This window comes from Methylobacterium sp. Leaf125 (assembly GCF_001423085.1).
Lineage (GTDB): Bacteria > Pseudomonadota > Alphaproteobacteria > Rhizobiales > Beijerinckiaceae > Methylobacterium.
The window spans coordinates 151,256-176,996 of the sequence record NZ_LMNU01000004.1 but is presented as its reverse complement, the minus strand read 5'-3'; the positions used below and the strand labels follow the sequence as shown (position 1 = coordinate 176,996).

The 25,741-nt window shown below is 68.6% G+C and carries 20 protein-coding genes; 7 read left to right on the top strand and 13 right to left on the bottom strand.

Annotation, left to right across the window (positions count from 1 at the left end; all coding sequences use genetic code 11):
• Nucleotides 1-6 precede the first annotated feature (6 nt).
• The 7 genes from ASF58_RS07840 to ASF58_RS07810 form a co-directional block, all read right to left on the bottom strand.
• Nucleotides 7-600: an LUD domain-containing protein gene (locus ASF58_RS07840; protein WP_055949919.1), complete on the bottom strand. Its 594-nt coding sequence runs from the start codon at nt 598-600 to the stop codon at nt 7-9.
• The gene (locus ASF58_RS07835) at nt 597-2,294 is read right to left on the bottom strand and encodes a lactate utilization protein B (protein ID WP_244477221.1); all 1,698 of its coding nucleotides are present in this window, start codon (nt 2,292-2,294) and stop codon (nt 597-599) included. The genes ASF58_RS07840 and ASF58_RS07835 overlap by 4 nt, the downstream gene beginning before the upstream one ends.
• Nucleotides 2,291-3,034 carry a (Fe-S)-binding protein gene (locus tag ASF58_RS07830; RefSeq protein WP_055949917.1) on the bottom strand — a complete coding sequence of 248 codons (744 nt, stop codon included), beginning with the start codon at nt 3,032-3,034 and terminating at the stop codon, nt 2,291-2,293. The genes ASF58_RS07835 and ASF58_RS07830 overlap by 4 nt, the downstream gene beginning before the upstream one ends.
• Before the next feature lie 344 nt (nt 3,035-3,378).
• Complete coding sequence (locus ASF58_RS07825; RefSeq protein WP_055949915.1) at nt 3,379-3,924, bottom strand: hypothetical protein; 546 nt, start codon at nt 3,922-3,924, stop codon at nt 3,379-3,381.
• Between the two features lie 660 nt (nt 3,925-4,584).
• Nucleotides 4,585-6,324, bottom strand: coding sequence for a bifunctional protein-serine/threonine kinase/phosphatase (locus tag ASF58_RS07820; protein WP_055949912.1), 1,740 nt, complete (start codon nt 6,322-6,324; stop codon nt 4,585-4,587).
• A gap of 63 nt (nt 6,325-6,387) precedes the next feature.
• The gene (locus tag ASF58_RS07815) at nt 6,388-7,224 is read right to left on the bottom strand and encodes a formate/nitrite transporter family protein (RefSeq protein ID WP_055949910.1); all 837 of its coding nucleotides are present in this window, start codon (nt 7,222-7,224) and stop codon (nt 6,388-6,390) included.
• A 301-nt stretch (nt 7,225-7,525) separates the two neighbouring features.
• Nucleotides 7,526-7,939, bottom strand: coding sequence for a VOC family protein (locus ASF58_RS07810; protein ID WP_055949907.1), 414 nt, complete (start codon nt 7,937-7,939; stop codon nt 7,526-7,528).
• Between the two features lie 86 nt (nt 7,940-8,025).
• Here ASF58_RS07810 and ASF58_RS07805 point away from each other — a divergent pair, with 86 nt between their 5' ends.
• Together ASF58_RS07805 and ASF58_RS07800 are read left to right on the top strand one after the other, a co-directional pair.
• On the top strand, nt 8,026-8,730 hold the full coding sequence (locus tag ASF58_RS07805; protein WP_055949904.1) for a YafY family protein: 705 nt from the start codon (nt 8,026-8,028) through the stop codon (nt 8,728-8,730).
• Nucleotides 8,731-9,141: 411 nt separating this feature from the next.
• On the top strand, nt 9,142-10,185 hold the full coding sequence (locus tag ASF58_RS07800; RefSeq protein ID WP_055949902.1) for a zinc ribbon domain-containing protein: 1,044 nt from the start codon (nt 9,142-9,144) through the stop codon (nt 10,183-10,185).
• A gap of 225 nt (nt 10,186-10,410) precedes the next feature.
• On the opposite strand, the gene ASF58_RS25655 is transcribed toward ASF58_RS07800, so the two are convergent.
• Entirely contained in the window at nt 10,411-10,650 is a 240-nt protein-coding gene (locus ASF58_RS25655) for a hypothetical protein (protein WP_156375577.1), read from the bottom strand.
• Between the two features lie 191 nt (nt 10,651-10,841).
• Entirely contained in the window at nt 10,842-11,258 is a 417-nt protein-coding gene (locus tag ASF58_RS07795) for a response regulator (protein WP_055949899.1), read from the bottom strand.
• A gap of 662 nt (nt 11,259-11,920) precedes the next feature.
• On the opposite strand from ASF58_RS07795, the gene ASF58_RS07790 reads away from it, so the two are divergent.
• Both ASF58_RS07790 and ASF58_RS27000 read left to right on the top strand, forming a co-directional pair.
• Complete coding sequence (locus ASF58_RS07790) at nt 11,921-13,147, top strand: MFS transporter (RefSeq protein WP_055949896.1); 1,227 nt, start codon at nt 11,921-11,923, stop codon at nt 13,145-13,147.
• Between the two features lie 287 nt (nt 13,148-13,434).
• Nucleotides 13,435-13,872 (top strand): hypothetical protein, encoded by a 438-nt coding sequence (locus tag ASF58_RS27000; protein ID WP_055949893.1) that lies wholly within the window; start codon nt 13,435-13,437, stop codon nt 13,870-13,872.
• Nucleotides 13,873-17,922: 4,050 nt separating this feature from the next.
• Here the strand turns inward: ASF58_RS27000 and ASF58_RS07775 are convergent.
• Nucleotides 17,923-19,236 carry a glycosyltransferase family 87 protein gene (locus ASF58_RS07775; RefSeq protein WP_244477220.1) on the bottom strand — a complete coding sequence of 438 codons (1,314 nt, stop codon included), beginning with the start codon at nt 19,234-19,236 and terminating at the stop codon, nt 17,923-17,925.
• 364 nt (nt 19,237-19,600) lie between these two features.
• Between ASF58_RS07775 and ASF58_RS24810 the strand changes: the two genes are divergently transcribed.
• On the top strand, nt 19,601-20,263 hold the full coding sequence (locus tag ASF58_RS24810) for an SAM-dependent methyltransferase (protein ID WP_082512909.1): 663 nt from the start codon (nt 19,601-19,603) through the stop codon (nt 20,261-20,263).
• A gap of 916 nt (nt 20,264-21,179) precedes the next feature.
• Here ASF58_RS24810 and ASF58_RS07770 read toward each other — a convergent pair.
• On the bottom strand, nt 21,180-21,869 hold the full coding sequence (locus ASF58_RS07770) for a LysE family transporter (protein ID WP_055949889.1): 690 nt from the start codon (nt 21,867-21,869) through the stop codon (nt 21,180-21,182).
• 19 nt (nt 21,870-21,888) lie between these two features.
• The gene (locus tag ASF58_RS07765; RefSeq protein WP_055949884.1) at nt 21,889-22,092 is read right to left on the bottom strand and encodes a hypothetical protein; all 204 of its coding nucleotides are present in this window, start codon (nt 22,090-22,092) and stop codon (nt 21,889-21,891) included.
• Between the two features lie 335 nt (nt 22,093-22,427).
• Here ASF58_RS07765 and ASF58_RS07760 point away from each other — a divergent pair, with 335 nt between their 5' ends.
• Nucleotides 22,428-23,507 carry a transcriptional regulator gene (locus ASF58_RS07760; RefSeq protein WP_055949881.1) on the top strand — a complete coding sequence of 360 codons (1,080 nt, stop codon included), beginning with the start codon at nt 22,428-22,430 and terminating at the stop codon, nt 23,505-23,507.
• Here the strand turns inward: ASF58_RS07760 and ASF58_RS07755 are convergent.
• Nucleotides 23,482-24,483, bottom strand: a complete 1,002-nt coding sequence (locus ASF58_RS07755; RefSeq protein WP_082512908.1) for a PfkB family carbohydrate kinase — start codon at nt 24,481-24,483, stop codon at nt 23,482-23,484. The genes ASF58_RS07760 and ASF58_RS07755 overlap by 26 nt on opposite strands.
• A 158-nt stretch (nt 24,484-24,641) precedes the next feature.
• On the opposite strand from ASF58_RS07755, the gene ASF58_RS07750 reads away from it, so the two are divergent.
• On the top strand, nt 24,642-25,346 hold the full coding sequence (locus ASF58_RS07750; RefSeq protein WP_244477226.1) for a GntR family transcriptional regulator: 705 nt from the start codon (nt 24,642-24,644) through the stop codon (nt 25,344-25,346).
• Nucleotides 25,347-25,741 lie beyond the last annotated feature (395 nt).

Sequence of the window (25,741 nt, the reverse complement as noted above, 5' to 3'; positions counted from 1 at the left end):
GCCCGGTCAGGTCCGGGGCGCCAGGATCACGGTGAGCGAGCGCACGCCCTGCGCGCCGTGGATCAGCACGCCCTCGATGTCGGCGGTGGCCGAGGGGCCGGTGTGCAGCACGGCGTAGGCGGCGTGGGCGAAGTCCGGGCGGCGGTAGGCCGCCTGAATGTTCACCAGGATGTCGGCCGGGTCGAGGAGCACCACGAGGTGCTGGGCGAGATAGGCGACGGCGTTCACCTTCAACTCGGCCTGCGTGAACAGCACCGAGCCGGTCTCGGCCACGCCGAACACCGCCCGCACGATAGCGACGTCGACGTCGGCGAGGTCCTGCGGCCGGGCGACGGCGCCGAGATCGCGGTTGCCCGCGATCTCCGGCACGGCGGAGGCGATGACCGCCGTGCCGTCTAGGCGCTCGCGCACGCTGGCGAAGAGGTCCCCTTCGGGCGGCGCCTCGGCGAGCCGCCCGCCCATGCGCTTCAGGCGCTCGCCGAACTCGGCCACGCGGTCGTCGCCGACCAGCGGCGCGAAGAGCGGCACCTCCGGCAGCGGGTGCTCGCCGGCCGGGCGGTTCTGGCGGATGCGTGCCAGGGTGGCTTCGCGGACGCTCACTTGATGCCCCCGGACTTGTTGCCGTCGCTCGTGTTGCCGTCGCTCTTCTTGCCGTCGATCTTCTTACCGTCGATCTTCTTGCCCCCCGCCTTCGCCAGGCGGTTCTGCTTGTACCAGGCGTGGAAGGTCTGGCGCGGGGCTTCGGGCATCTCGCGGCCCTTCCCCCAGGTGTTGAGCGGGTTGTAGACGGCGAAGCGCGGCAGCACCTTCAGGGCGGAATCGGCCGCCCCGATGGCGGCCCGGTAGGTGGCTGGGCGGCTCAGCACTTGGCCCGCCGCCTTCATCATGCCCTGCTTGAGGAGCGGGATCTGGTGCTCCTCCGCCAGGACCTTCCGCCAAGCGAAGATCTGCTCGTGGATGTTGATCTTCACCGGGCAGACGTTGGTGCAGGAGCCGTTCATCGTCGAGGAGAACGGCAGGGTCGAGTATTTCCGCTTGTTGAAGGTCGGGTCGATGATCAGCCCGATCGGGCCCGAATAGGTGGCGCCGTAGGAGAGGCCCCCCGAGCGCCGGTAGACCGGGCAGGTGTTCATGCAGGCGCCGCAGCGGATGCACTTCAGCGAGGTCCAGAACTCCTCCATGCCGAGGCGCTCGGAGCGGCCGTTATCCACCAGCACCATGTGCATCTCGGTGCCCGCGCGGGGCGCCCGAAAGTGCGAGGTGTACTGGGTGATGGGCGAGCCCAGCGCCGAGCGCGAGAGCAGGCGCAGGAACACGCCGAGATGCTCGATGCGCGGGATCAGCTTCTCGATGCCGATGGAGTGGATCTGGAGCTTGGGCACGTTGCCCGAGAGGTCGGCATTGCCCTCGTTGGTGCAGGTCACCACCGTGCCGGTCTCCGCGATGGCGAAGTTGCAGCCGGTCAGGCCCGCATCCGCCTCCAGGATGAGCGGGCGCGTGTGCATGCGCTGGCTCTCGGCCAGGTAGTGGGCGTCGTCGTTCTCCGGGTCGGTCCCCATGGTGCGGGAGAAGACCTCGGCCACGTCGAAGCGGGTCTTGTGCACGGCCGGCACCACCACGTGGCTCGGCTCCTCGTTGTCGAGCTGCTGGATGCGCTCGCCGAGATCCGTCTCGATCACCTCGATGCCGGTGCCGGCCATGTAGTGCCGGAAGCCGCATTCCTCGGTGAGCATCGACTTCGACTTGATCAGCGATCTCGCGCCGTGATCCTTGAGGATGCCGTGGACGATGCGGTTGTGCTCGGCCCCGTCGGCGGCCCAGTGCACGTGGACGCCGTTGGCCTTGGCCTGCGCCTCGAACTGCTCGAGGTAGCGGTCGAGGTTGGCCAGGGTGTGCGTCTTGATCTGCGAGGCGAGCTCGCGCAGCTCCTCCCATTCGGGGATGCCGAAGGCGGCGGTGTCGCGCTTGGAGCGCAGGTCCCAGAGCCGGGCGTCGTGCGCCTTCTGGTGCATCGGCGCGGCCAGGAAGCGCTCGGCGGCCTCGGCCTGGTCGATGGGGCGGTCGCCGCGGATCTTGGCGCCGCGCGGCTGCGGCTCCCGGGGCGCCTTCGGCGAGATGGCCTTGGCCGAGATCGGCCGCGAGGCGCCCTCGGCGTGCTGCAGGCGCTGGCCGTCCTGGCCGCGCTCGCTCTCGTCGTTGCCGGCCAGCACCTCGGGGTGGATCACGCCGTCGCGGCGGGCATCGTCCTGCGGACGCTGTTCGCCGCGGGGGTGAAGGTCTTCGGAGGCGCTCATGCGGTCGCTCCATTGAGGATGCGGGCGATGTGGATGAACTTCAGCGGCACGCCGATCCGGTCGGCGCAGCCCTTCTGGTGCATCATGCAGGAGGAATCGGCCGAGACGACGTATTCGGCGCCCGCCTGGGCGTGATCGGAGACCTTGTCGTAGCCCATCTTGGCCGAGACCGCGGGTTCGAACACCGAGAAGGTGCCGCCGAAGCCGCAGCACTCGTCGGGCCGGGCGGGGGCGACGATCTCGATGCCCTTGACCTTCTTCAGCAGGTCGAGGGGCTTGGAGAAGAACGGCGCGTTCAGCTCGGACGGTCGGGCATGGTGGATGCCCCGGAGGGCGTTGCAATTGCCGTGGTAGCCGACCCGGTGCGGGAACTCCGCCCAGGGAAATTCCTCGACCTTGAGGATGTCGTGCAGGAATTCGACCAGCTCGAAGGTCTTGGCCCGCACCGCCTTGACCTCGTCCGTCTGCGGGATCGCCGTGAGGTGCTCGCGCACCTGATGCACGCAGGAGCCGGACGGGGCCACGACGTAGTCGAAGGGGGCGAAGTTCTTGACGAACAGCGCCTCGGTGGCGGCCGCCTCGGCGTGGCAGCCGGTGTTGGTCATCGGCTGGCCGCAGCAGGTCTGGTCGAAGGGGTAGTCCACGTCGAGCCCGAAGCGCTCCAGCAGCTCCAGCGTGGCGACCCCCACCTCCGGCTCGAAGGCGTCGACGTAGCACGGCACGAACAGTCCGATGCGCATGGCGTTCCCTGGTCCCGCGCCCATCGGGACACCCCGCCGGCCGCCTTTGGAAATGTTCTACTCTGGGGCCGGGTTTAGAGCATCGGGCCGGAAAGGGGAAACCGGTTTCTCGCGCGCAGGGGTGCGGAAGGGATGTGGATTGGGGTGCGGGATGGTGTCCGGGGGCGCAACGCGGCCGGCCGTTGGGTTCAATGGGGGGATCGTCAGACTCCGCTGGCACCGGCGGCGCGGGTTGCACGCCGAACGCGCGCGCGAGGTATTGGAATCATTCGCGATATATAACGGAGTCTTGATATTATCGGATGGGCTCGGAATTGATCCTATCGCGCGATCCTATCGATCAATCAAAATTCGAAATCGTCCAGTATCTTTATCATATGCGTATCGTTGAGCTTCAATGCGCGTTGCCTTGCCGTATCACGGTGGATCCGGGCATCGTCTGTGCGACCCAGATCCACGAGCAGCCGAGCCAAGCTTGCATCAACATACATATGCAAATGGGGCGATGTTTTTTCATCGAACAGCAGATGCTGCTCAGTGAGAACGTCATAGGCAAAAACAATAAGATCTCGATCCGTCGCTCTCCCCTGCATCCTTGAGATGTTGATCTCGTCGTTTGCGATCATGAGGCCGATCAGGGTTTTCTTCGGCTGGTTGTCTGAAAACGCATGTCGAATGAGATTTTCAGCGAATGGTTTTGCACGGTTTGTGTCGTGCTGAATGAGTAAACCGAGCTTGTCCAGGCCGCGTTTTTGAATCAACGCGGGATGCTTCCGGAAGGCGGCTTCGTAGAGCTCTATTGCCCCGGCTGTATCCTTACAATTCGTCTTCTGCGTCACGCTGACGTCGAGGGCGGATAAGAGATCGGTTTCGTCATCCGTCGGCAGCATGTTGTTGCGCTCAGTTTCATCTCGAGGGGAGACTATGCGGGCTTGGCGCGCATAGGTCTGAACCGAAGCCTCTGGCCGAGTCCCTCAAGGTGACGTCTCGAGCAGCCACGGCGTGTCAAGTTTACGTTCTTGACCCAAATCTCTGGCGTCTTCCAAAATGTGCTGAGGACGCTTTATTCGACATCACCTTAGGTTTGTGTTCGCTTGTGTCAATCTGGATCCCATTCCTATTTCAAAGATCGATGATGATATCAGTATCACCCGGAACGGGTGTGCCGGGTATCTCGGCCGGATGGCGGTCATCAGAGGCGCCCCCATCCTAAGGTGCTGAAACGACAGTCCTACGCGGCGGCGAGGTGAGAGCATCGGGCCCGAAAGAGCGAGCCGGTTTCGCGCACGGGCGGCCGTCCGGGATGGGGTCCGAGGCGCAGGCCCGTGCGCCATCGGATTTTCGACGCGGAAACGGTGAGCGTTCGCTGGCCTCCGCGCTGCGGATTGCTTGCCGACGCGCTGCGATGTCCATCTCGATCCGGATCGTTGGCTCGGCCTCGATCGGATCGCGCCGGCGACTCGCGCAGACATCTCTCCGGCGGATCGCCCGGTCCAACCCCGGTGCGGCAAACCCGACCGGTCCCGTCCCCGCGCGGGCGACGCGCCGGCTCAGGCGGCCAGCCGCACGGACAGGCAGACCACGGCCACCGCCAGGACGAGCGAGACCAGCTTCCAGAACAGCACCGGATCGCGCTCCAGCAGCGCCGCTCGCCGGAGGCCGGGCAGCGACGGGTTGGGGTGGCGCAGGTCGTGGAGGAACGCCGAGAGAACCTCGTAGCGCTGGGCCGGATTGGGGTGCACCGCTTTCCGCAGGGCCGCATCGACGTAGGCCGGCAGGCCCGCGCGCGCCGCCGCGAGGGAGACGTAATGCAGGCGCCGGGCCCGGGCTTCGCTGAAGGCCTGGGCCGCGCGCGCGCCGTAGGGCAGGCGTCCGGTGAGCATCTGATAGGCGATCACGCCCAGCGCGAAGATGTCCGATTGCGGCGTGGCGGGGCGTCCCGCGAGGCATTCCGGCGCGGTGTACTGCACGGTGCCCAGCACCGTGTCGTCGACGGACGCATCGTCCTCCGCGAGCCCGCCGATCCGGGTCGAGCCGAAATCGATGATCCGGACGGTGCCCGCGGCGTCGACCAGGATGTTGTGGGGGCGCAGGTCGCGGTGGACCATCTCACGGCGGTGGAAGGCGCGCAGGCCGACCGCGATCTGCTCGACGAGGCGCCGCACCTCCTCAAGGTCCGGCTCCGGGGTGTCGCTCAGCCACTGGGCGAGCGTCCGGCCCTCGACGTAGTCCATGACCGTGTAGAGGTGGCTGCGCCGCCGGGTCTGGGGCGGCGCGCTCAACACGTGCGGATTGTCGATCCGCCGGGCGATCCACTCTTCCATCATCAGCCGCTGCAGGCCGGCCGGGTCGGTCTGCAACTCCGTCGACGGCACCTTGAGGGCGACGTTGCGCCCGCTCTCCGCATCGATCGCCAGGTAGACGTGGCTGCGGTGGCTCGCATGCAACGTTCGCAGCACGCGGTAGCCGTCGAACGTGGTCGGCGGAGCGAGGAGCGGCGCCGGAGGCAGGGCGTCGATCCGGCCCGAGAGTTCGTCCAGCGCGCCGTCGGGCACGGCTTCGACGCGCACGATCTGGACGGTGAGATTGTCGCCGCTGCCGTTGTCGTAGGCCTGGCGGACGATCTCCCGGGCGGCCCGGTCGAGATCGCCGGCATGTGTCGCGATCGCGGCGACGATCGCCTCCGGCCGCACGTGCTCGTGCACGCCGTCCGTCGTCAGGACGAAGACGTCTCCGCCCTCGATCGCCACCGCGTGGTGGTCGATCTCGACATGGGCGGCGGCACCGAGCGCCCGGCCGAGATAGGGTTCGTCGGCGGAGAGGACGACGCGGTGGTCCTCGGTCAGGACTTCGAGCGAGCGCTGCCCCACGCGTGCGATGCGGGCATCGCCCACGTGGAAGATGTGGGCGGTGCGCGACCGCAGCACGAGGGCGCTGAAGGTGGTGACGTAGCCCCGATCGCGGGAGCCCTCGGGATCCTGCAGGTGCCGGTTGCGCCGGGTCTCGGCGAAAAGCCACGAATTCGTCGCGGCGATGACCCGGCTGGCCGCCGTCTTCACCGACCAGGTCTCGGGGGTCTCGTAGTAATCGGACAGGAAGCTCCGGACCGCCGTCTCGCTCGCGACGTGGCTGACCGGGCTGCTGCCGATTCCGTCCGCGAGGGCGATGGCGCTTCCCCGCAGAACCAGCGCGGCGCCTTCCGGCACGCGCGCGCCGTGAAAATCTTGGTTGGTCTCCTTGCGCCCGCGCTCGCTGGCCTGGCCGAGGGAGAGGATCAGAGGCGAAGGCATCGGCAGATCCCGGCGGTCGCGCCCGGCACCGTGCGGCGCGGGGCGCGACCGCCGAGTCGGCGCTCAGGCCGCGAGGCGGCGCTCCGCGTTGACGACGGTCCGCTTCGGGGCGGTCCGGACGTGGGTGGTGTAGAGAGTCAGGCCGGTGAAGGCGAGGCCGCCGACGAGGTTGCCGAGCACAGTCGGGATCTCGTTCCAGAAGAAGTAGTCGCCGATCGAGAACTGGCCGCCCATGAGCAGGCCGAAGGGGAACAGGAACATGTTCACCACGGAATGCTCGAAGGTCATGTAGAAGAACAGCATGATCGGCATCCACATGGCGATCACCTTGCCGCTGACCGTGGTCGAGATCATCGCGCCGACGACGCCGGTGGAGACCATCCAGTTGCACAGCATGCCGCGGATGAAGATCGTGAACCAGCCGCCGACGCCGTGCGCGGCGTAGCCGACGGTGCGCCGCTCGCCGATATGGGCGATGAATTCACCGACCTTGTCGGCCGGCGCCGTGAAGCCGAACGTGAACACGAAGCCCATCATCAGGGCCACGGTGAGCGCGCCGAGGAAGTTGCCGAGGAAGACGAGGCCCCAGTTGCGGAACACGCCCGCCCAGGTCACGCCGGGCCGGCGGTCCAGGAGCGCGAGGGGAGCCAGGACGAACACGCCCGTGAGCAGGTCGAAGCCCAGCAGGTAGAGCATGCAGAAGCCGACCGGGAACAGGGCGGCGCCGAGGATGGGAATGCCGGTCTGCTGCGTGATGCTGACGGCGAAGACCGCGGCGAGGGCCAGGATCGCGCCGGCCATGTAGGCGCGAATGATGGTGTCGCGGGTCGACATGAAGATCTTGGATTCGCCTGCATCCACCATCTTGGTGACGAACTCAGCAGGGGCGAGATAGGCCATATCGGGTCCTTTTCCTGTTCGGGCTTCTGCAAAGCTCGCCGGACGGGCTGGGCCGAGGCCCTCATCCGGCCACGCTTCATTGCGCGGCCTGCAGCGAGGGACGTGCGAGGGTCTCGCACGTCGCCTGTCGCCGATCGGCATGCAAAAGCCGTACCCGTTCGGGGCCGATCGCCGCCCGGGAAGCGCGTTCGCGGTTCCCCGACGCCGCCGGTTTCGCAACCGACGCGACCGACACGGGGGCGCCCCCGCGGCCCCGGTGCGGGACGGCGGACGAATCTGCGGTCGTCCGCCAACCGGGAGCTCAGGCGACCATGACGTCCAGGACCCAGGTCACGCCGAAGCGATCCGTCAGCATTCCGTAGAGCGGGGACCAGGCCGAGGCGCCGAGCGGCTGCAGGATCGACGCGCCCGCGCGCAGCGTCTCCCAGTGCGCGGTGATCTCCGCGGCCGAGCTGCCGCGGACCGAGACGTAGACCGCGTTCTCGCCGGGGTGCCACGGCTTCTCCGGCTGCACGTCGTAGGCCATGATCCGGAAGCCCTGATCGGACGCCACCTGGCCCCAGATCACCTGCTCGGCCTGCGCCGCGTCCTGCGTCGCCCCGAGGTCTGCGTACGTGACGATCGTCCGCTCGCCCCCGAAGACGGAGCGGTAGAAGTCGAGGGCCTCGCGGGCCTGGCCGCGAAAGTTGAGATGGGTCGTGGTTTGGACACTCATGGCGGTCTCCGATGCGCGGGACGTGTTGTCCTGCCTGGCGACCGGGATGTACCAACCCCGACCTGACAGAAACCGGCAGTAGCGTGATGGCCCGGAGCGACCGCCTCTTCCGTCTCCTCCAAGCGATGCGCACCCTGCCCGCCCCCGTGACCGCCGCACGGCTCGCCGAGGAGACCGGCGTCTCGGTGCGGTCGCTCTACCGGGATATCGAGAGCCTGCGGGCAGCCGGGGCCCGGATCGACGGCGAGCGGGGCTACGGCTACCGCTTGACCGAGGATTACGCGCTGCCGCCGCAAACCTTGGACCGCCTGGAGATCGAGGCGTTGGCCCTCGGCATGGCGGAGGTGTGTCGCATGGGCGACCCCGACCTGGCGGCGGCCGCGGCCTCGGTCGTGGCCAAGGTCGCCGCAACCCTGCCGGACGACCGCGAGCAGCAGCTGTTTCACGCCGTGTCGAAGGTCTACCGCCCCGACGCGCGCTATCTCCCCGTGCCGGGCCTCGGGCTGATCCGGCAGGCGTGCTGGCGGGAGGACGCGCTCGCCATCCGCTACACGGACGAACACGGCGCGGCCACGCAGCGCACGATCCTGCCGCTGGCGCTCGTGTACACGGAGCGGCGGCTGGTCGTTCTGGCCTGGTGCCGCCTGCGCGAGGCGTTCCGGATGTTCCGGGTCGACCGCATCGTCGAGGCCCGGGTCGCGGGCGGCAGCTTCCGGCCGGGACGGGCGTCGCTGCTGCGGGCCTACCTGGAGGCGTTGGAGAACGGGGCTGCGGCTCCGCCGGCGACCTGACGCGTCAGGCCGGCTTCTCCTGGTCGGCCCTGCGTCGGCCCTGCGTCGGCCGGCCGCTTCGGCACAGGGCGGGGCGCGGTCTCCGGTCTCGGAAGGCTGGCGAGACGCGACGTCCGCGCATCGCCGGAGAGCTCGGGAGGACCTTCACCGCACGAGCCGGAAGGCGACGTCGTCCTGCGCCGACAACCGCTCCGTCCGCGCTCCGGAATCGTGCCGGAAGGACGAGAGCCGGGTGCGCCCGGGCTGAGATCGGCTGCAGATCGTTGGTGACAGGGCCGATGTCTCCTGCGAGATCAAGGGCCGTTCCGATGCGCTCGGAACGCTGCGGGCATCCCGAGACGCGCGTGTCGGCGAGGCCGGTGCCGCACATCGGCGGATGCAGGCCCGTCACGCCCGAGCAAGGTTACTGAAATGGCATCTGGTCGCAGGCTCTCCGAACGCTGGTTCACGCTCGTGCTCTGGCTGGTGGCGTTCCTCTTCGCCTGGTTCCTGATCGGTCTCGGCTCCCTCGTGGTCGGCGACCTCCCCCAGGTCGAGCATCGCTACAGCCTCGACCAGTTCCTCGATGCCGATCAGGCGCGCCCGGCCGCGGAGGCCCTGCGGGAGATCAGGCGCGAGCAGGCGGACAGCCGCCGCCGGACCGAACAGGACCAGCTTGCCCTTGCGGCCGCGCGCGCCGCGTCCGAGGCCGCGCAGGAAACCTTCGCCAACTGGCTGAAGACCCGCGACGCCACGCAGCGGGTCGACCAGGATCCCGGACTGATTGCCCGCACGCAGCAGCTCGACACCCTCAAGAGTGCGGAGCGCGCCATCGAGGAGCGCCTGGAGGAGCGGGCGAGCGCACAGCTTGCCCTCTCGGAGCGCGAAGACGCGCAGGAGCGGGTCGATACGGAACTGCGCGCAACCGCCCAGGCGAAGCTCGATGCGGCCGAGCGGGAGCAGGAGCTGCGCGTGTTCGGCTATCGGCTCGCCCTCACGCTCCCGCTGCTCGCCCTGGCCGGATGGCTGCTGCTGAAGCGGCGGCGCACGCGCAACTGGCCCTTCGTCTGGGGCTTTGCCTTCGCGGCCGCCTTCGCCTTCTTCGTCGAGCTCGTTCCCTACCTGCCGAGCTACGGCGGCTACGTGCAATACGGCGTCGGGGTCATCCTGACCCTCGTCGTCGGCCGCGCCGCGATCAACGCGCTGCAGGCCTACAACGCGCGCCAGAAGGCGGCCGAGGCGCGGCCGAACGAGGAGCGCCGAACGGAGATCGCGACCGACCAGGCTCTGCTGCGGCTCGCCAAGAAGGTCTGTCCCGGCTGCGAACGGCCGATCGATCTCACCAATGCGGAGGCGAACTTCTGCCCGCATTGCGGCATCGGGGTCTTCGAGCGTTGCCCGGCCTGCACCCGTCGCAAGAGCACGTTCGAGCGCTTCTGCTACGCCTGTGGCACGCCCGCCGCAGGACCCGCCTAAGCGCGATCCGGCGCTGCGCACGCCCCGACCCAAGAGAGGCTTTCGAACCGAGACGCTTCCGAAACGCAGCTCCGATCCCGGCCGCGAAGTCCGCGCGCGACAGCGAGGGAATCGGGACCCGTCCGTCCACGTCACGACCGTGTTGCCGAGCGTCCGGGCGCGAGGCGCTTGGCAGGGCCTTCCGCCAGCGTGCCGGAAGGTCCGCCCGGCACGGACCGCTCCGCCCTACGGGGCCACGGGATCGAAGCGCTCGATGAAGCGCACGCCCTGCCAGAGTTCCACGGCGTGCTCGTTGCGCATGCCCTGGGCCACCACGAGCGCCGCGTCGTCGCTCTGGGCATCGAACTTGGTGATGACCAGCACGCTGCCGCGTGGGCAAACCATCATCACCAAGTAGCAACCATCAATGATCTCGTCGCTGACGGCAAGAAATCCATCAGCGCGAGCAGCCTGCTCAGCCGCCATGTCCCGCCCCTCCGAAGTCGAGGCACAGAGATGCATGGGCCACCTAACGCGCCATTACCGCGACAAGGTGAAACTTAGCAGTAGCGTCGTGCCGTGGCCACGCATCTACCACTGGGCACGGTGCGGAGGTATTCAGATTTCCGCGAGCATGATGCCCATTTCGCGTGCAGGAACCGCGCGGCTCTGGTGCATCAAGTCCTTTGACGCAGCGGCTCGGGCTTGTTCCCATCGGGTAAAATCTCGGTGAGATGGTCGTGCACCATGCCGGCGGTGAAAGGCTTACCGATAAAGACGGCTCCCTCAGGCATTTCATCCGGACCCGGCTGCACATGCCCGGAGGCCACCACGATGGAAATGTGGGGCCAGCAGCGTGCGGTTTCCCGGGCGACGGCAAAGCCGTTGCGCGTCCCGGGCATCTGAACGTCGGTGAACAGCAGCACCACCTGTTCGAACTTGTCCGCCAGCAAGGCGATGGCTGTGTCGCCATCGCACGCCTCGAAGGTCAGAAATCCGGCGTCTTCGAGGATGTCGGCGATATCCATGCGGATCAGGCCATCGTCGTCCACGATGAGCGCGTAGCGGGCGGAGGCGTCTGGAGGTTGGCTCATGCCCGTGCAATTTGCTCTATGATAAGGAGGTTCAGGGTTACCAACGTGGGAAGGCGCTCCGCGTTCATTGCATCGGAGCGGCTTCCACAGGCGGGCCGGTTCCACCCTGGGCGGGGCCGTTCCGGAGGAAGAACCGGCAGCACCCCATCGGGCGATGCGCCGATGGCAAGGAACGGGGACACCGCCGGCGCGGGCTCTCCTCGGCAAGCCGGGCCCGCATGGCCCTCCTGGACCAAGCCTCCGCGGGACGAAGACTCCGCCGGACCAAGCCTTCGTCGGACCAAGACTCCGCCGGACCAAGACCCCCTTGGATGAAGACTCCCTGGGAAGAAGACCCCCGCGGAAGCAGACGCCGGCAGCATCGCGAAGCGGTTCGGCCACGGGGGAGCCGTGTTCCAGTGCGCGCGGGTCTCGCCGCTGGTCGATCCGCCCCCGTCCCGGACACCCGCTTCCGCCGCTCGGCCGATGGGCCGCGCACCGGGTTTCGTCGGAGACACCATCCGGGCCGTCGTGGCGGATCGCGTCGCGCGCGACATCCGGGTGGGATACAGCTCGGCCACCCGAAGAAACCGCCAGACCGCGATCCTGTCAGGCCCGACGATGGATTGCCCGCAATGCGGAGCAGAGCCCCCTTGTCCAGAACACCCGTGTCCCGAACACCCTTGCCGAAGACGTCTCCGGCGCCCCCTCCGGCAACAGTCGCCGGACCGACCCTGCCAGGCAACGTCGCCCTCGGCCTGACCCAGATCGTCCTGTGGGGCGGCTCGTTCTTCCTGTTGGCCGTGCTGGCCGATCCCATCGTCCAGTCCACGGGCTGGCCGCAGGGCATGGTGGTGGGTGCCCTGTCACTCGCGATCCTGATCTCCGGGGTCCTCTCACCCTGGATCGGCCGGATGATCCGGCGTCATGGCGGCCGGACCGTCCTGGTCGCCGGATCCCTGGTCATCGCCGCGGGCCAGATCCTGATGGCGGTCTCCCCGAACCTGCCGATTTTCCTCCTCGCCTGGGCCGTCATCGGCGCGGGCATGGCGGCGGCCCTCTACGATCCGCTCTTCGCCGCCATCGGGCAGGCCTACGGTGCCTCGGCCCGCCGGGCGATGACCCAGATCGCCATCGCGTCGGGCTTTGCCATCACCGTGTGCTGGCCGGCGACGCGTTTCCTCGTCGTCCAGGTCGGATGGCGCGGCACCTGCGTCGTCTACGCCGTGCTCGCGGTCCTGGTGGTGGCGCCGCTCTTCGCCTGGGCCCTCCCCCGCCGGGAGCGGAGCGCTGCCGTCCTCCCTCCGCCGGCCGTGGGCGCGACGCCGCTCGCGAAACCCACCGGGCCGGCTCGCCTTCCGGGCGAGCACCTCCTCGCCGTGACGTTCACGAGCGCGGCGGTCATCATGACGGCGGTCTCGGTGCAACTCCTGCTGCTGTTGCAGGCCAAGGGCGTCTCCGCCGGTGCGGCCGTGGCCCTGAGCGCGCTCATCGGGCCGTCCCAGGTCGGAGCCCGCATCCTCGAACTCGTCTTCGGGCGTCGCGCCCATCCGGCCTGGGCGCTCCTCGTCTCGAGCGGGAGCGTCGGGCTCGGCCTCCTGATCCTGGCCACGGCGCCGAGTTTCGCCTGGCTCGCCATCGTCCTCTACGGGGCGGGCAACGGCATGCGCACGGTGGTGCGGGGAACCCTCCCCCTCACCCTCTACGGCCAGGACGACTACGCGGCCGTCATGGGCCGGCTCGCGCGCCTGCCCCTTCTCGGGCAGGCGGCGACGCCCCTGGCCTGCGGCTACCTCACGGACTGGTTCGGCCTCGACGTCCTCCTCGACCTGATGCTCGGCATCGCGGTGGTGAACGGAATCCTCTCGGTGATCGTCGCCCGGCGGGCGATCCGGTCGGCGAAGGCCTGAGGGGTGGACCGCGAACCGGGGCGATCGAAGCCCCCCTTGGCGTGTCGGGCCGCCCCGGCGCGGGTCTCACCCGCTCCATGGGGGCTCCGGCGCCAGCGCCCGTGCCGTCGCGGCCGAGGCCGTCCTGTACGGGAGGTGGATGCCGATGAAGTTTTGATACGCCTTGGAAAGGTAAATGAAATTTCAAATCAAACACAAGAATTGCGCTACTGAGGGGAATAGAATGTATTAACTCGACGGATACAACGCATGCATCAGGTCAATTCAGATCAGGGTGCGAGGACGGGATGGGCGCGGTCATTGTCGACGCGAAGGATTGGAAGGCAGGCAGCCCGATCTATTATCTGATGGGGCTCGGCAACGACGTTTACGACGTTCTGAATGCCGGTTCGGGCTACTCCTACGACACCAACGCCTCCTACGCGTTGACCTCCACCGACAACAACACGCTGCGCTTCGAGGTCCGCTCGGGCGACAGCAACTGGTACGACAAGCAGCGGAACGGGGCCGAGCGCTCCGAGGTGTCCAGCCGCGAGCTGATCAAGCAGGGCGTCCCGGCCGAGATCGCCTACAAGTTCACCCTCGAGCCCGGCGCGGCGAACACCGCCAAGGGCTGGCTCGCCTTCGGCCAGCTGATCCAGGATGCCACCGACGGCCAGGCCGGCGCGCCTCCCGGCATGTCGCGGCGAACACCGCCAAGGGCTGGCTCGCCTTCGGCCAGCTGATCCAGGATGCCACCGACGGCCAGGCCGGCGCGCCTCCCGGCATGTCGATCAACATGGTCGGCGAGAAGATGTCCGTGATGGTGCGCTATCGCGACGCCAGCGGAACCATCGTCGAGAAGGCGGTCTACCTCGACACCCAGGACATCCAGCGCGGCCACACCTACGACATCGACATCAAGGCGGTGTTCGACCCCACCGGCGCCGGCCGGCTCGTGGTCGTGCGCGACGGCCAGGTCATCGCCGACTACACCGGCCCGATGGGCTACGCCGACACCAAGGGCGTCTACTGGAAGGAGGGCATCTACCGCTCGCCCGCCGCCGAGACGATCNGGCGGGCGCGGCCTATGTCGCGGCGGCGGCGGCGCCGACCCTCGCCCTCGTCACCGGCGCCGTGGCCAAGGACGGGACCGTCGGCGCCACCTTCAAGGGCAGCGCGCCGGCCGGCGCGATCGTCAAGATCTACGACGGTTCACAGCTCGTCGCCCAGGGCGTCAGCGGCGCCGACGGGACCTACGTCATCAAGGTCGCGGGCGTCACCGCGGGCAGCAACGTCTTCACCGCCACCGCCACCGACGCCGCGGGCCACCTGAGCAAGGTGTCGGCGGAGGTCGTGGTCGAGGTCGGCACCTCGGCGGACATCCTCGGGCGCATCGATGCGATCGCGGCCAAGGCGGACCTGGCGGGCGTCTACCTGACGGACAAGCACGTCTTCACGGTGTCCTCGCTCGCCCAGATGCAGAGCATGAACGCCCTCGACAAGGATGTGCTCGCCAAGATCGACGGCGGATACCAGTTCCAGTTCTGGAGCGGCACGGCCGACAACCGGACCCTGTCGCGCTACGACGCCGGCGGCACGCTGGTCAGCAGCTACACGGCCCTGACCAAGGACGGGGTTCTCCTGCGCGAGACCTTCGTCGATGCGAGCGATGCGGCCAGCTACGCACGCGAAGTCTACCAGTACGGCATCACCGGCAAGAGCTACACGACCATCTACCAGGCCTACGACAAGGCCGGGAACGTCGTGCTCACGACCCGCAGCCACGCGGACGGCACCCCGGACTACTGGTCCAAGGTCGATGCCAGCGGAACGCTGACCAAGGTCTACGACGCCGCCGGCAAGCTCAAGTCCACCAATCTCGCCGGCAGCGACGGCGTCACGGTGGTCAGCAACTACAACACCGCCGGCGATGTCACGAACAAAACCACCACCTACGCCGACAAGTCGACCGACACGCAGGTCTTCACCAACGGTGTCCTGACGAACGAGTTCGTGACCCACGCCGCCGGCAGCCTGGTCATGAAGGAGAACTTTACCTACAACATCGCCGGGCAGTCCTACGTCACCCTGCACCAGAGCTACTCGGCCACGAACCAGCTGCTGACCGAGTTCAAGACCCGGGCGGACGGCTCGTTCGACACCATCACCTGGCTGGCCACGGACGGCTCGACCCGCACCCGCATCTACGACACCGCCCAGCGCCTCGCCTCCGAGAAGATCGTGCTGGCCGACAAGTCGAACGACGTGAAGACCTTCGTCGGCGGCGTGCAGACCCGGGAGGTTATCACCCACGCCGACGGCACCAAGGAGGCCTGGGACTTCGGGATCTCCGGCAAGACCTACGGCAGCATCCACCGCTGGTACGATGCCTCGGGCAAGCAGACGAAGCTCGAATACGTGGCCGACACCTGGGTCGACACCAAGTTCGCCCCGGCCCTCGGCCTCGGCAGCGAGCCGGCGCCGACCCTGGCCATGGTGCAGGGCGGCGCCCATGCGGGCATCGGCCCCGTGATGGGCCCGGCGCCGACGGCGTCGACCCAGATGGTCGGCGGGGCCCTGGTGGCGGTGCTGAAGGGCGAGGCCCTCGCGGGCTCGGCCGTGATGATCTACGACAACGGTCAGCTCATCGGCACGACGACGGCCGCGGCCAACGGCACCTACAGCTTCAAGACGGCCGGCCTCGCAGCCGGTCCGCACAAGCTCAGCGCCTCGACCCTCACCGAGGCCGGCCTCATGAGCCAGAACTCCGACAGCGTCTCCGCCTTCGTCATGACCAGCGCGGAGTTCGTGAAGCAGATCGGGACGATCAGTGCCACGGCCGGGCTGGCCGGCGTCTGGCTCACGGACAGCCATGTCCTCACCGTGCCGGCCGGGCGCGTGGCCCAGTACGTCGAGCGCTACGGCGCCGCCCTCAAGGCGATCAAGGGGGACGGCTACAGCTTCGAAGTGAAGAGCGGCACGCCCGACAACCAGACCGTCTCGTCCTACGATGCCGCCGGCACCCTGCAGGACGTGGTGACGCGCTCCTACAAGGACGGCAGCCTCACCAAAGAGGTGGTCGTCCACAGCGGGGCCGACGCGGCCTATGCCCGCGAAGTGCACCAGTACGGGGTCACCGGGAAGAGCTACGTCGAGACCTACCAGGGCTACGACAAGGCCGGAAACCTCGTGCTCTCGACCCGCAGCCACGCCGACGGCACCCTGGACTACCAGGCGGTGCGCGACGCGGACGGCACCACGACGACGCGCTCCTTCGACGCCAAGGGCGTCCTGGCATCGACCACCGTCGCCGGCACCGACGGCAGCGCGAAGACCGTCACGGTCGACGCCGCCGGCCACGTCACCGCGATCACCGAGGTCCACGCTGACAAGTCGGCGGTGGCGACGGTCTATGACGGCGCGGCGGTCACGTCGCAGACGGTCACCCATGCCCCGGGCGACGTCCTCGGCAAGGAGGTGTTCCAGTACGGCCTCAAGGGTCTCGCCTACACCGCCACCCACGCGTCCTACGATGCGGCCGGAAAGCTCGTCGCGATCGAGCGGACCGACGCCGACGGGCACCTCGTCTCGACGCTCAAGACCGGCGCCGACGGCTCGACGACCACGGAGAGCTACGTCGGCGGCGTCCTGGACGAGCAGATCATCAAGTACGCGGCGGGCGCGTCGATCGCCAAGATGGTGTTCGACTTCACGCCGCAGGACGCGACGCACGCCTCGCTGGGGACGGCCTTCGACGCCGCCGGGCGCACCCTCTACGCCGATGCGATGCACCGCGACGGCAGTCACGACGTGACGGTCCTGGCCCGCGGCGTGACGGTCGGGTCCTCCGCGTCGGACGACCACTTCACCAGCGCCGGCGCCGACACCTTCGTCTTCAAGGGCGGCTTCGGCCACGACACGATCTCGGGCTTCAACGCCGGCACGGGCTCGCTGCACGACGTGCTCCAGTTCGATGCGGGCGCCTTCCAGCACGACAACCCGATCTGGTCGGCGCGGGACGTCGGCAACGACGTGGTGCTGACCACGATCGCCCACGACACCGTGACGCTCCTCGGTGTCCAGAAGGACCAGCTGGTGATGAACGACTTCCACATCGTCTGAGGCGCTGCGGCCCGGCTCAGGGGGCTATCGCGAGGCCGGCCTGCCCGGCCTCCGGCCCCGGACCAGACGGCCCGCCCGGCCCAGGGGCGGGCCGAATGCCGTTGCCCTCCCCGACGACCTCGGCGCCCAATCTTGCCGGGGCCAGCCCGAGCCGGTCCGACGCGCGGACCCCCTCCAGAGCCGGCGATCCCCGGATCTCGGCGCAGGCCGCGGCGGTCCCGGCCGGGGGTGCGCCCCGAAGCGTGCGCTCGGGAGTGCTCGCGGCGCCCCGCACATGCGGCTTACGGGCCGGTGTCCGGACCGCCGCAACCCCGCGCCAGGCGCGGACGGGTCGCGCGCTCGCGGATCGAACGCCCCGCGCGCTGCCCGTCCCGGAGCGGATCGTCTCTCGCGGCGCACGCCCACCCGCGAACATCCGCCATCGTCCCGGCCATCGCCCGCGCCGGCGTCCGGGACGATCGCGCCGGATCCAGGCGGAACACGGGAGGGACCGCCGCGCCCCGGACGGACCCGACCCGACCCAACCCGACCCGACCGACGCCTTCCGTGGCCACGAGCCCGGAGACAGGACCGGACGGCAGGGGCGAGCCCGCCGGTGTCCGGCCGGGCGAGGCCAGGCGCTGCGGCACGGTCCCGCCTCGGGCGGGTCCGGGGGATGGACCGTTCGGGTCTCACGCCCTGCGCGTCGGCTCCAGGCGTTCCAAGTGTCCCAAGCGTTCCAAGTGTTCCAGGTCGCCCGGCCGCGGAGCCGTCCACGGACCGGGGCGCGTCGCGGCCGCGTCGGGCCGGATCACCCGGAGGGCAACGCAGGCGAGCACGGCCAGCGCCAAGCCGAGCCCGAGGGGCAGGCTCGTCAGGTCGGCGACGACCCTCGGCAGGGCGAACAGGGGCGTGGCACAGAGGAGGGCCCGCTCCGGCCAGCCCAGGCCCCCGGCTTCCCGGGCCGCCAGGACGAGGAACAGGGTCGCGGGCACCAGGGGCGCGAGGTCGTAGACCGGCACGTAGGGCGAGAGCAGCGGCACCGCGGCGAGCAGGGCGGCGGAACGCAGGGGCGCCGGCGTCGGCCCGCGCCAGCTCCGGAGGGCGAGGGCCAGCGCGGCCAGGGCGACGAGGCCCTGGAAGGCCCAGGCGGCGGCCATCGCGCCGCCCGCGAGCCGCACCGCGCCGAAGGCGCTGACGTTGATGTCGAGGCCCGCCCCGGCGTCCCGGAGGATGATCTGGTTCGTGGTGCCGAGGGTCTGCAGGAAGCCGATCCAGGCGGCCGGGCCGAACGCCGCCAGGGAGGCGGCGACCAGGGCGAGCATGGTGGCGAGGCAGGCGCCCAGGCAGGCCCGGCGGCCCGTGGCCAGGAGCAGGAGCGGCGCCAGCACGGCGAAGTGCGGCTTGTAGCAGAGCAGCCCGAAGCACAGCCCCGCCAGCCAGGGGCGCCGGTCCACCCAGGTCGCGCCCAGCGTCAGGAACCCGGCGGTGAACAGGCCGTTCTGGCCGTAGACGAGCGTGCAGAAGACGAGCGGATGCGCGAGCGCGATCCAGGCGCCGTCGCGGTGCCCGGCCGCGATCCGCATCGCGAAGGCGAACACGCCGACGGACAGCGTGGTCCAGAGCCAGAAGGCGGCTTGCGGCTCCCACACCGCCAGGGCGGCGGCCGGCAGCAGGAACACCGGCGGGTAGTGCCAGGCGAAGCGGCAATCCGGCCCGAACGCGGCCTTGAGGTTCGCGAGATGCACGGGCAGGTCGTAGGGCTCCCCGGCGCGGCCCTCCAGCGCCGCCCGGCCGGCGACCCAGATCTGGCTGAAATCCACGCCGAGCCCGTCGCCCTGCCAGTTGCGCCGCGGCGTGGGGCCGGTGCCGTACAGCAGGGCGACGACGCCGAGGGTCAGCGGCACGAGGATCAGGGCGGCGCGCCGGGCGAAGGCGAGCAGGCGCGCATCGGAGCCCACTAGGGCCGCGAACTCGGCGCGCCCTGCGCCGAGGGGCGAAACCACGGCTCTGCACCGTCCCGTCATGGCCATTCGGATCCCACGCACCAGGCCCGCTCCGGGGGACCGGGGGCCACGCGGACGGCCACGGCCCGGGCGGCCGGAGGCTGCGTCCGCCCCGACCAGTAAGGCCGGAAGCGCTTAACAAACCGCGCCCCGCCCTTGGGAACGCGGTCAGTGCGACGTGTGCGACGTGAAGTGGTGCTTCAATTTGGACTCTAGTCGGCGCGAAAGCTCACGTTGAGTCCGAATGCCAGTGGTCGCAGCCCTGCCTTTACGTCGCCTTCTGCCTGCGCTGCCACCATGTTAGATCAGAGACAGGGTTCAAAATTTAGCGTGTGATAAAGTGTCGGAAAAACCAATTAGAACGATGAAGTATCAGTCCTACGCGGTTTCCGCACAAAGGATTGAGCCAAACGATAGCGCGGACGATTTCCCCACGCCGCCATGGGCAACCCGAGCATTATTAGAGCATGTTCTAGATAATAAAGCCGGATTAAAGGAGATGTCCTGTTTAGAGCCAGCTTGTGGTGCAGGGCATATGGCTAAGGTTTTGAATGAATATTTCGGGGAAGTTAAGGCATCAGATGCGTATTGGTATGGTTACAGCGACATAAGAGATTATTTGACATACCCGTATGAGACCAATTCCTGCGATTGGGTCATAACAAATCCGCCATTCAGATTGGCTGAAGAATTCATCATTCGATCGATGCGCGTCGCAAGAAAGGGCGTAGCGATGCTTGCAAGAACCGTTTTTCTTGAAAGTCGCGGTCGATATGAGAATATTTTTCGCGATATGCCTGTGACAAAATTCGCTCAATTCACTGAACGAGTTCCGATGGTTAAAGGTCGCCTTGACCGAAAAGCTTCAACAGCCACTGGCTACGCATGGTTTGTATGGGAAAAAGACGGGTCTTATGAGCCCCGTCTGATGTGGGTGCCCCCATGTCGGAAGGCTCTGGAAAGACCGTCCGATTACCCTGTCCTTCAATCTGACATGGCAGTGGTAGCTCCGATTAAGCTTCGTTAGCGTCAAATCTTTCTCTAGCTTTTTGAAGGATTTTGATGGCCTCTTCGAGGCCATCCTCTCCTTTGGTGCTCAGAATCCCTAGCGCGCTCACAACAGACGCATGGATACGGCGACCCTTGATGCCGGGGGGCCCAGATGGAGGCAGGGACGCGGCCTCGGCCATGGTCAAGCTGCCGTGAGATCCGTCCTTAACTTCAGCAATTCGACCTTGGTTTACTCCAAACCATGCAGATATATCATGGGCCCTATCGCCTCGATTTACCATTCCAAGAACTATTTGGGCCTCGATGTTTGATAGATGGATGCCGCTTGGTCTTGCCATGTCCACTCTCTAGAGATGCATAGTGATCGCGGCGAAACCAGAAATTTCCCGCAAGACAATCTGCTGCGACAGTCGCTATACCACAAGCTGTTTTTTTCGACGCGCCTCGCTTACCCACAGTGTGAACCACCGCCTCGACGAGGGTCGATACATCCTTGATGTTTCAAGGCTGATTGGATGCACCAGTGGCCATAGCAATTCTGATTGGATCTTTCTCGTGTAATTTCGCAAAGTTATACAGGTTGCCAAAAGCTCGAGCATATAAGCTTGTTGATCAGATCTCTTTGATGTGGGGTTCGAGAGGGAGTAAAGCCCTCAATTTGTATGTGCATCGTGCAGCTCTCACGCTCCACGAATATTATATCGATGACGTGAGTGGCCGATGACGCACAATCCTTCTTCGACTTATGGTCTCGCGGCCCTATGTGGAGGCCGGCGCGCCTTGAGCTAACGATGTCCGCTAACGGATGAGGGTGCATGAGTCAGAATCCGCTTGGGCGAGCCTTCAGGCGCGCGCTTCAGCGTGATGTCGGACGGGTTCCCAACCGGGGTGCCAAAGCTGCCCCCGGTTTACCGGTAGACGCGAGCGGAACATTAATGCGCCCCGGCCCGCGCGCAGGACGAGGCCCGATCCAGGCCGGCCGCTGAATCGCCGGCCGTGCCGCTGGCCAGCCCCGTGGCCAGACCTCTGGCCAGGAGGCTCACCGCCAGGACGGCGAGGAGGAGGCCCGCGGCCCGGTTCACCCGGTTCAGGGTGCGGCTGGTCAGGCCGCGCCGGAACAGCGCGACCGCCGTGTTGAGGGTGATCCACCAGCCGAACGACCCCAGGAACACGCCCGCCGCCAGGAGCGGGAGCGGGGCGCTGCCTGGGACCGGCAGGGCCGGCAGGGCGGCCAGGAACAGGACGGGGGTGATCGGGTTCGCCAGGGCGAGCCCGATGGCGCTGCCGTAGCTGGCCACCAGGCTGCGGTGCCCCGCGCCCGGCAGGCCCAGGACCGCGACGCGGCGCAGGACCCGGATGGCGACGGCCAGCAGCACCGCCCCCGAGACGAGGGAGGGCAGGGCCGCGTTCGACCAGGCCGCCGGCAAGCCGGCGCCCCAGCTTGTCGCCAGGGTTCCGTAGGTCAGGTGGACCGTCGCGACGCCGAGCCCGGTGGCGAGGCCGGTGGGCAGGCCGCCCGCGAGCGTGCGCTGGATGCAGAGCAGGCTCGTCGGGCCGATGGGGGCGGCGATGGACAGGCCCAGGCTCGCGCCGGTCAGCAGGGCCGTGACGAGGACGCCCATGGCGCCCGCGGCGGGGCGCCTAATCGTCCTCCGCGCGGTCGAGGGGGACGAGGTCCGCGCGGGGCGCGACGGGGGCGCGGCTCGCCTCCGGGCACCCGATCTGAGCCCGCTCCAGGGCCGAGGAGGCCTGGGCGCAGGCGAGATCGGGCAAGTCGTTGAGTTCGTCCGCCCAGGTCACCGTGCAGGACAGGATGATGATGACGCCGGCGCATAAGATCTTCATGGCTGGATCCTCCGAAACACCGACAGTCTAGGCAGGCCGGGAGGCCGGGCATCCACCGGACGGCGGATGGCGTGGCCGCCGCCGCTCCGGTCGCCGCGGACCCCGCACGGCGCTGGCGTCCCATCGGGAAAGACCTGTCCTGCCAGGGGCTTGCCGCCGTTCCGGACGCCGGCCGGATCCCGCCCGCCATGGCCTCGGCCCTGTATGGAGGCCGCCGCCGACGTTCCCGCGCCCCCGTCGGGCCGGCGGCATCCCCCATTCGGAGGATACCGCTGCCGGTTTTGGACTGATATTGGTCTTATCAAGATCAGACAGATCACTGATGGGGCGGGCCGGTGCGGGAAGCTCTAATCGACCGGATCTACGAGGCGGCCGGCACGCCGGAACTTTGGCCGGACGTGCTCCAATGCTTCGGAGAGACCGCGCATTCCGACGGCGGCGTGCTCATGGTGCTGCCGCCCGCGGGCACGCCGCGCTGGATCGCCTCCCCCGCCCTCGAGCGCCGCCTGCGGCATCACACCGACGCCGCGACCGGGCGCGGCAGCGGGCGCACGGCGCAGTGGCGCGCCCTCGCCCATGGCAGCTTCGTCCGCGACGTCGACCTGCTGCCGGGCTCCTATGACGGCCGGGCCTGCCGGGTCGACGAACCGTTCTGGCAGGTGGGCACGACGATCCCCCTCCCCACCGGCGACGTGGCGATCGTCACGGCCGAGCGCCGGGCCGAGTCGGGTCCGCACGAGGCCGGCCTCCTGCCGCGCCTCGACGCCCTGCGGCCGCATCTCGTCCGCGCCTGCCAGCTCAGCGCGCAATTCGGCTCCGAGCGCGCCCGCACCACCACCACGGCCCTCAGCCGGATCGGGCTGCCGGCGGCGGTCCTGTCGGCCTCGGGCCGGGTCCTGACCATGAATGCCCGCCTGCAGGAGCGGGACGAGGTCCTGCCCTCGGGCCAGCACGGCGGCCTGCTGTTCAAGAGCCTGGCCAACAGCAAGCTCCTGCAGGACGCGATCGCCAACGTGGTCGCCGGCCGGCGCACGGCCCAGACCATGCCGGTGCGCAGCTACGCCGACCACCGCGCCCACATCGCCCATATCCTGCGCTTCGACCGGCACCCCGGCGACGTCTTCGACGCCTCGGCGGTGCTGCTCATCCTGGTGGAGGTCGGCGTCCGGGCGGCGCCGGATGACGGCCTCCTCCACCTGCTGTTCGACCTGACCCCGGCGGAGGCGCGCCTGCTCCAGGCCCTGGCCGGGGGGCTGCGCCTGCAGACCTATGCGGAGAGCGTCGGCGTGCAGACCAGCACGGTGCGTACCCAGCTCACCTCGATCTTCAACAAGACGGGGACCAAGCGGCAGGCGGAGCTCCTGAGCATCGTCGCCTCGCTCTCGCTGTTCAGCGGGCCGTCGGTCCCGTGCTGAGGCCGGCACCGGAAGAGGCGGCGTCCGGCCCGGCGGCGTCCGGGAAGGCTTCGAGGAAGGCGTCCAGGGCGGCGGCGGTCGGGAAGGCGTCGAAGGCTCCGAACTGACCGGTGGCCAGCGCCCCGCAGGCCGCCGCGCGTCGCAGGGCGGCATCGAGGGGGGCCTTCGCCAGCAGGGCCGCCATCAGGCCGGCCGCGAAGGCGTCCCCTGCCCCGACCGTATCGATCGCCGTCACCGCGAAGGCCGGCTGGCGCAGGGGCGGCAGGCCGGGGCGGAACGCGATCGCGCCGCGCTCTCCCAGGGTCACCACGAGGCAGGCCGGGCCGCGGTCGAGGAGGGCGGCGATGGCCGGCGTCGGGGCGCGCGTCCCGGTCCGGATGGCTTCCAAGGTCTCGGCCGCGCCGAGGCCGAGTTCCGCCGCCTCGACCCCGTTGACCACGAGGATCGTGGTGTCGGCCAGGATCGCGGGGTCGAGGGGGCGCATCGGCGACGGGTTGAGCAGGGTGGGCCGGCCCCGCCCCCGGGCCAGGGCGAAGGCCTCGCGGATGGGCGCATCCGGGGATTCGAAGGTCGCCGCCACGAGGTCGGTGGCTTCGACGCGGGCGGCGGCGGCCCGGACATCCGCCGCCGTCAGGGCGAGGTTGGCCCCGAGGCAGACCGCGAGGCAGTTCTCCCCCGCCGGATCGACGAAGGCGACGCCGGCCCCGGTCGAGCCCGCCCGCGGCACCAGCATGGTGTCGGGAAAGCCCACCTGCGCGAAGGTCGACCGGACCACCGGGGAGAACACGTCCTCGCCGACGGCGAAGAGCCCGTCCACCCGGACGCCGAGCCGGTGCGCGGCCAGGGCGAGGTTGAAGCCCTTGCCGCCGGGCTCGGCGCGGAAGGCCGAGCCCGCGAGGGATTCGCCCGCCTGCGGCAGCCGCGCGACCTTGACCGAGCAGGCGATCACGAAGCTGCCGATGACGAAGACCCGCATGGAGCACCCCGGGCTGATCCGATATAAGCATCCCTACCGGAGGTCGGTCGGACGTGCGCCCTAGAAATCGGACGATACACGGCGATGTCGCGCCGGATCTCGCGGCCGGTGATCGCCCCTCGGTGCTGTCCCTGCTGCGGCTGCGCGGCGACACCGCCATGCCGCTCTACCGGCAGATCGAGGGCCAGCTGCGCGAGCTGATCCTGTCGGGCTCGCTGCCGCCGGGCGTCATCCTGCCGGCCGAACGACAACTGGCCGACAGTCTCGGGGTCAGCCGCGTCACGGTCCAGCGCGCCTATGCCGAGCTCAGCGACGAGGACCTGCTCGTCCCCCGCGGGCGCTCGGGCTTCCTCGTGCGCCACCGCCCCGAGCCGGTGCGCCCGGGCATGGACCGCCTCAAGGGCTTCACCGAGGAGATGCGGGAGCTCGGCAAGATCCCCTCCTCCCGCATCCTGGAGCGGGCGGTCACCGAGGACCGCTCGATCGCCTCGATCTTCGGCCTGCCCTCCACGGCCCCGTTCCTGCGGCTGACCCGCGTGCGCTCCGGCGACGGCGTGCCGATGTCCCGGGAGGTGGCCTGGTACAACCTCCGGGCCGTGCCCGCCCTGGAGACCGGCGACCTCTCCGGCTCGGTCTACGCCTTCCTGGCCGAGCACCCCGGCGGCCGCCTCGTGCGCTGCGAGCAGACCGTCGAGGCGACGATGCCGAATGCGGCCGAATGCGAGATCTTCGCCTTCGCCCAGCCCCTCCCCTGCCTGCTGATCAAGCGCCACAGCTACAACGGCGACTCGGTGATGATCGAGTATGTCGAGGGCCTGTTCCGCGGCGACGCGTACCGCTACCGCCTGAACCTGAGCACCTGAGACACGGGTCCGCGCGGCCGTGCCCGGATCGGCACGCCGGCGCCGCTCCGGAGCCGAGCCCCGAGCCGCCCGCAGCGATCCGCCGGACGCGGCGGGTCGCGCTGGCGCCTGCGCCGAATCCACACCGCCGCGGCGTGGATCATCTGCCCGTGCCCGCTCGAAGTCTCTAATCATTTTTCGTTATTCAAAGAACCAAAGGTTTGATTTTCCTCGTTGTCCCGCTGCGGTACGTAAAAATAGACGCAAAAACGGCAGCGTTATCGTCTAATCGCGAATGGTTGTTCTGGAGCCCTGATCTTTACTGCCACTCATCTGGCTCCTCTGAAGCGCGCATCAGGACCTGTTCGCGTCGTTAGATACGCTGTGGTCGTCGTTGTTCGTATCTTTTCTGTCGC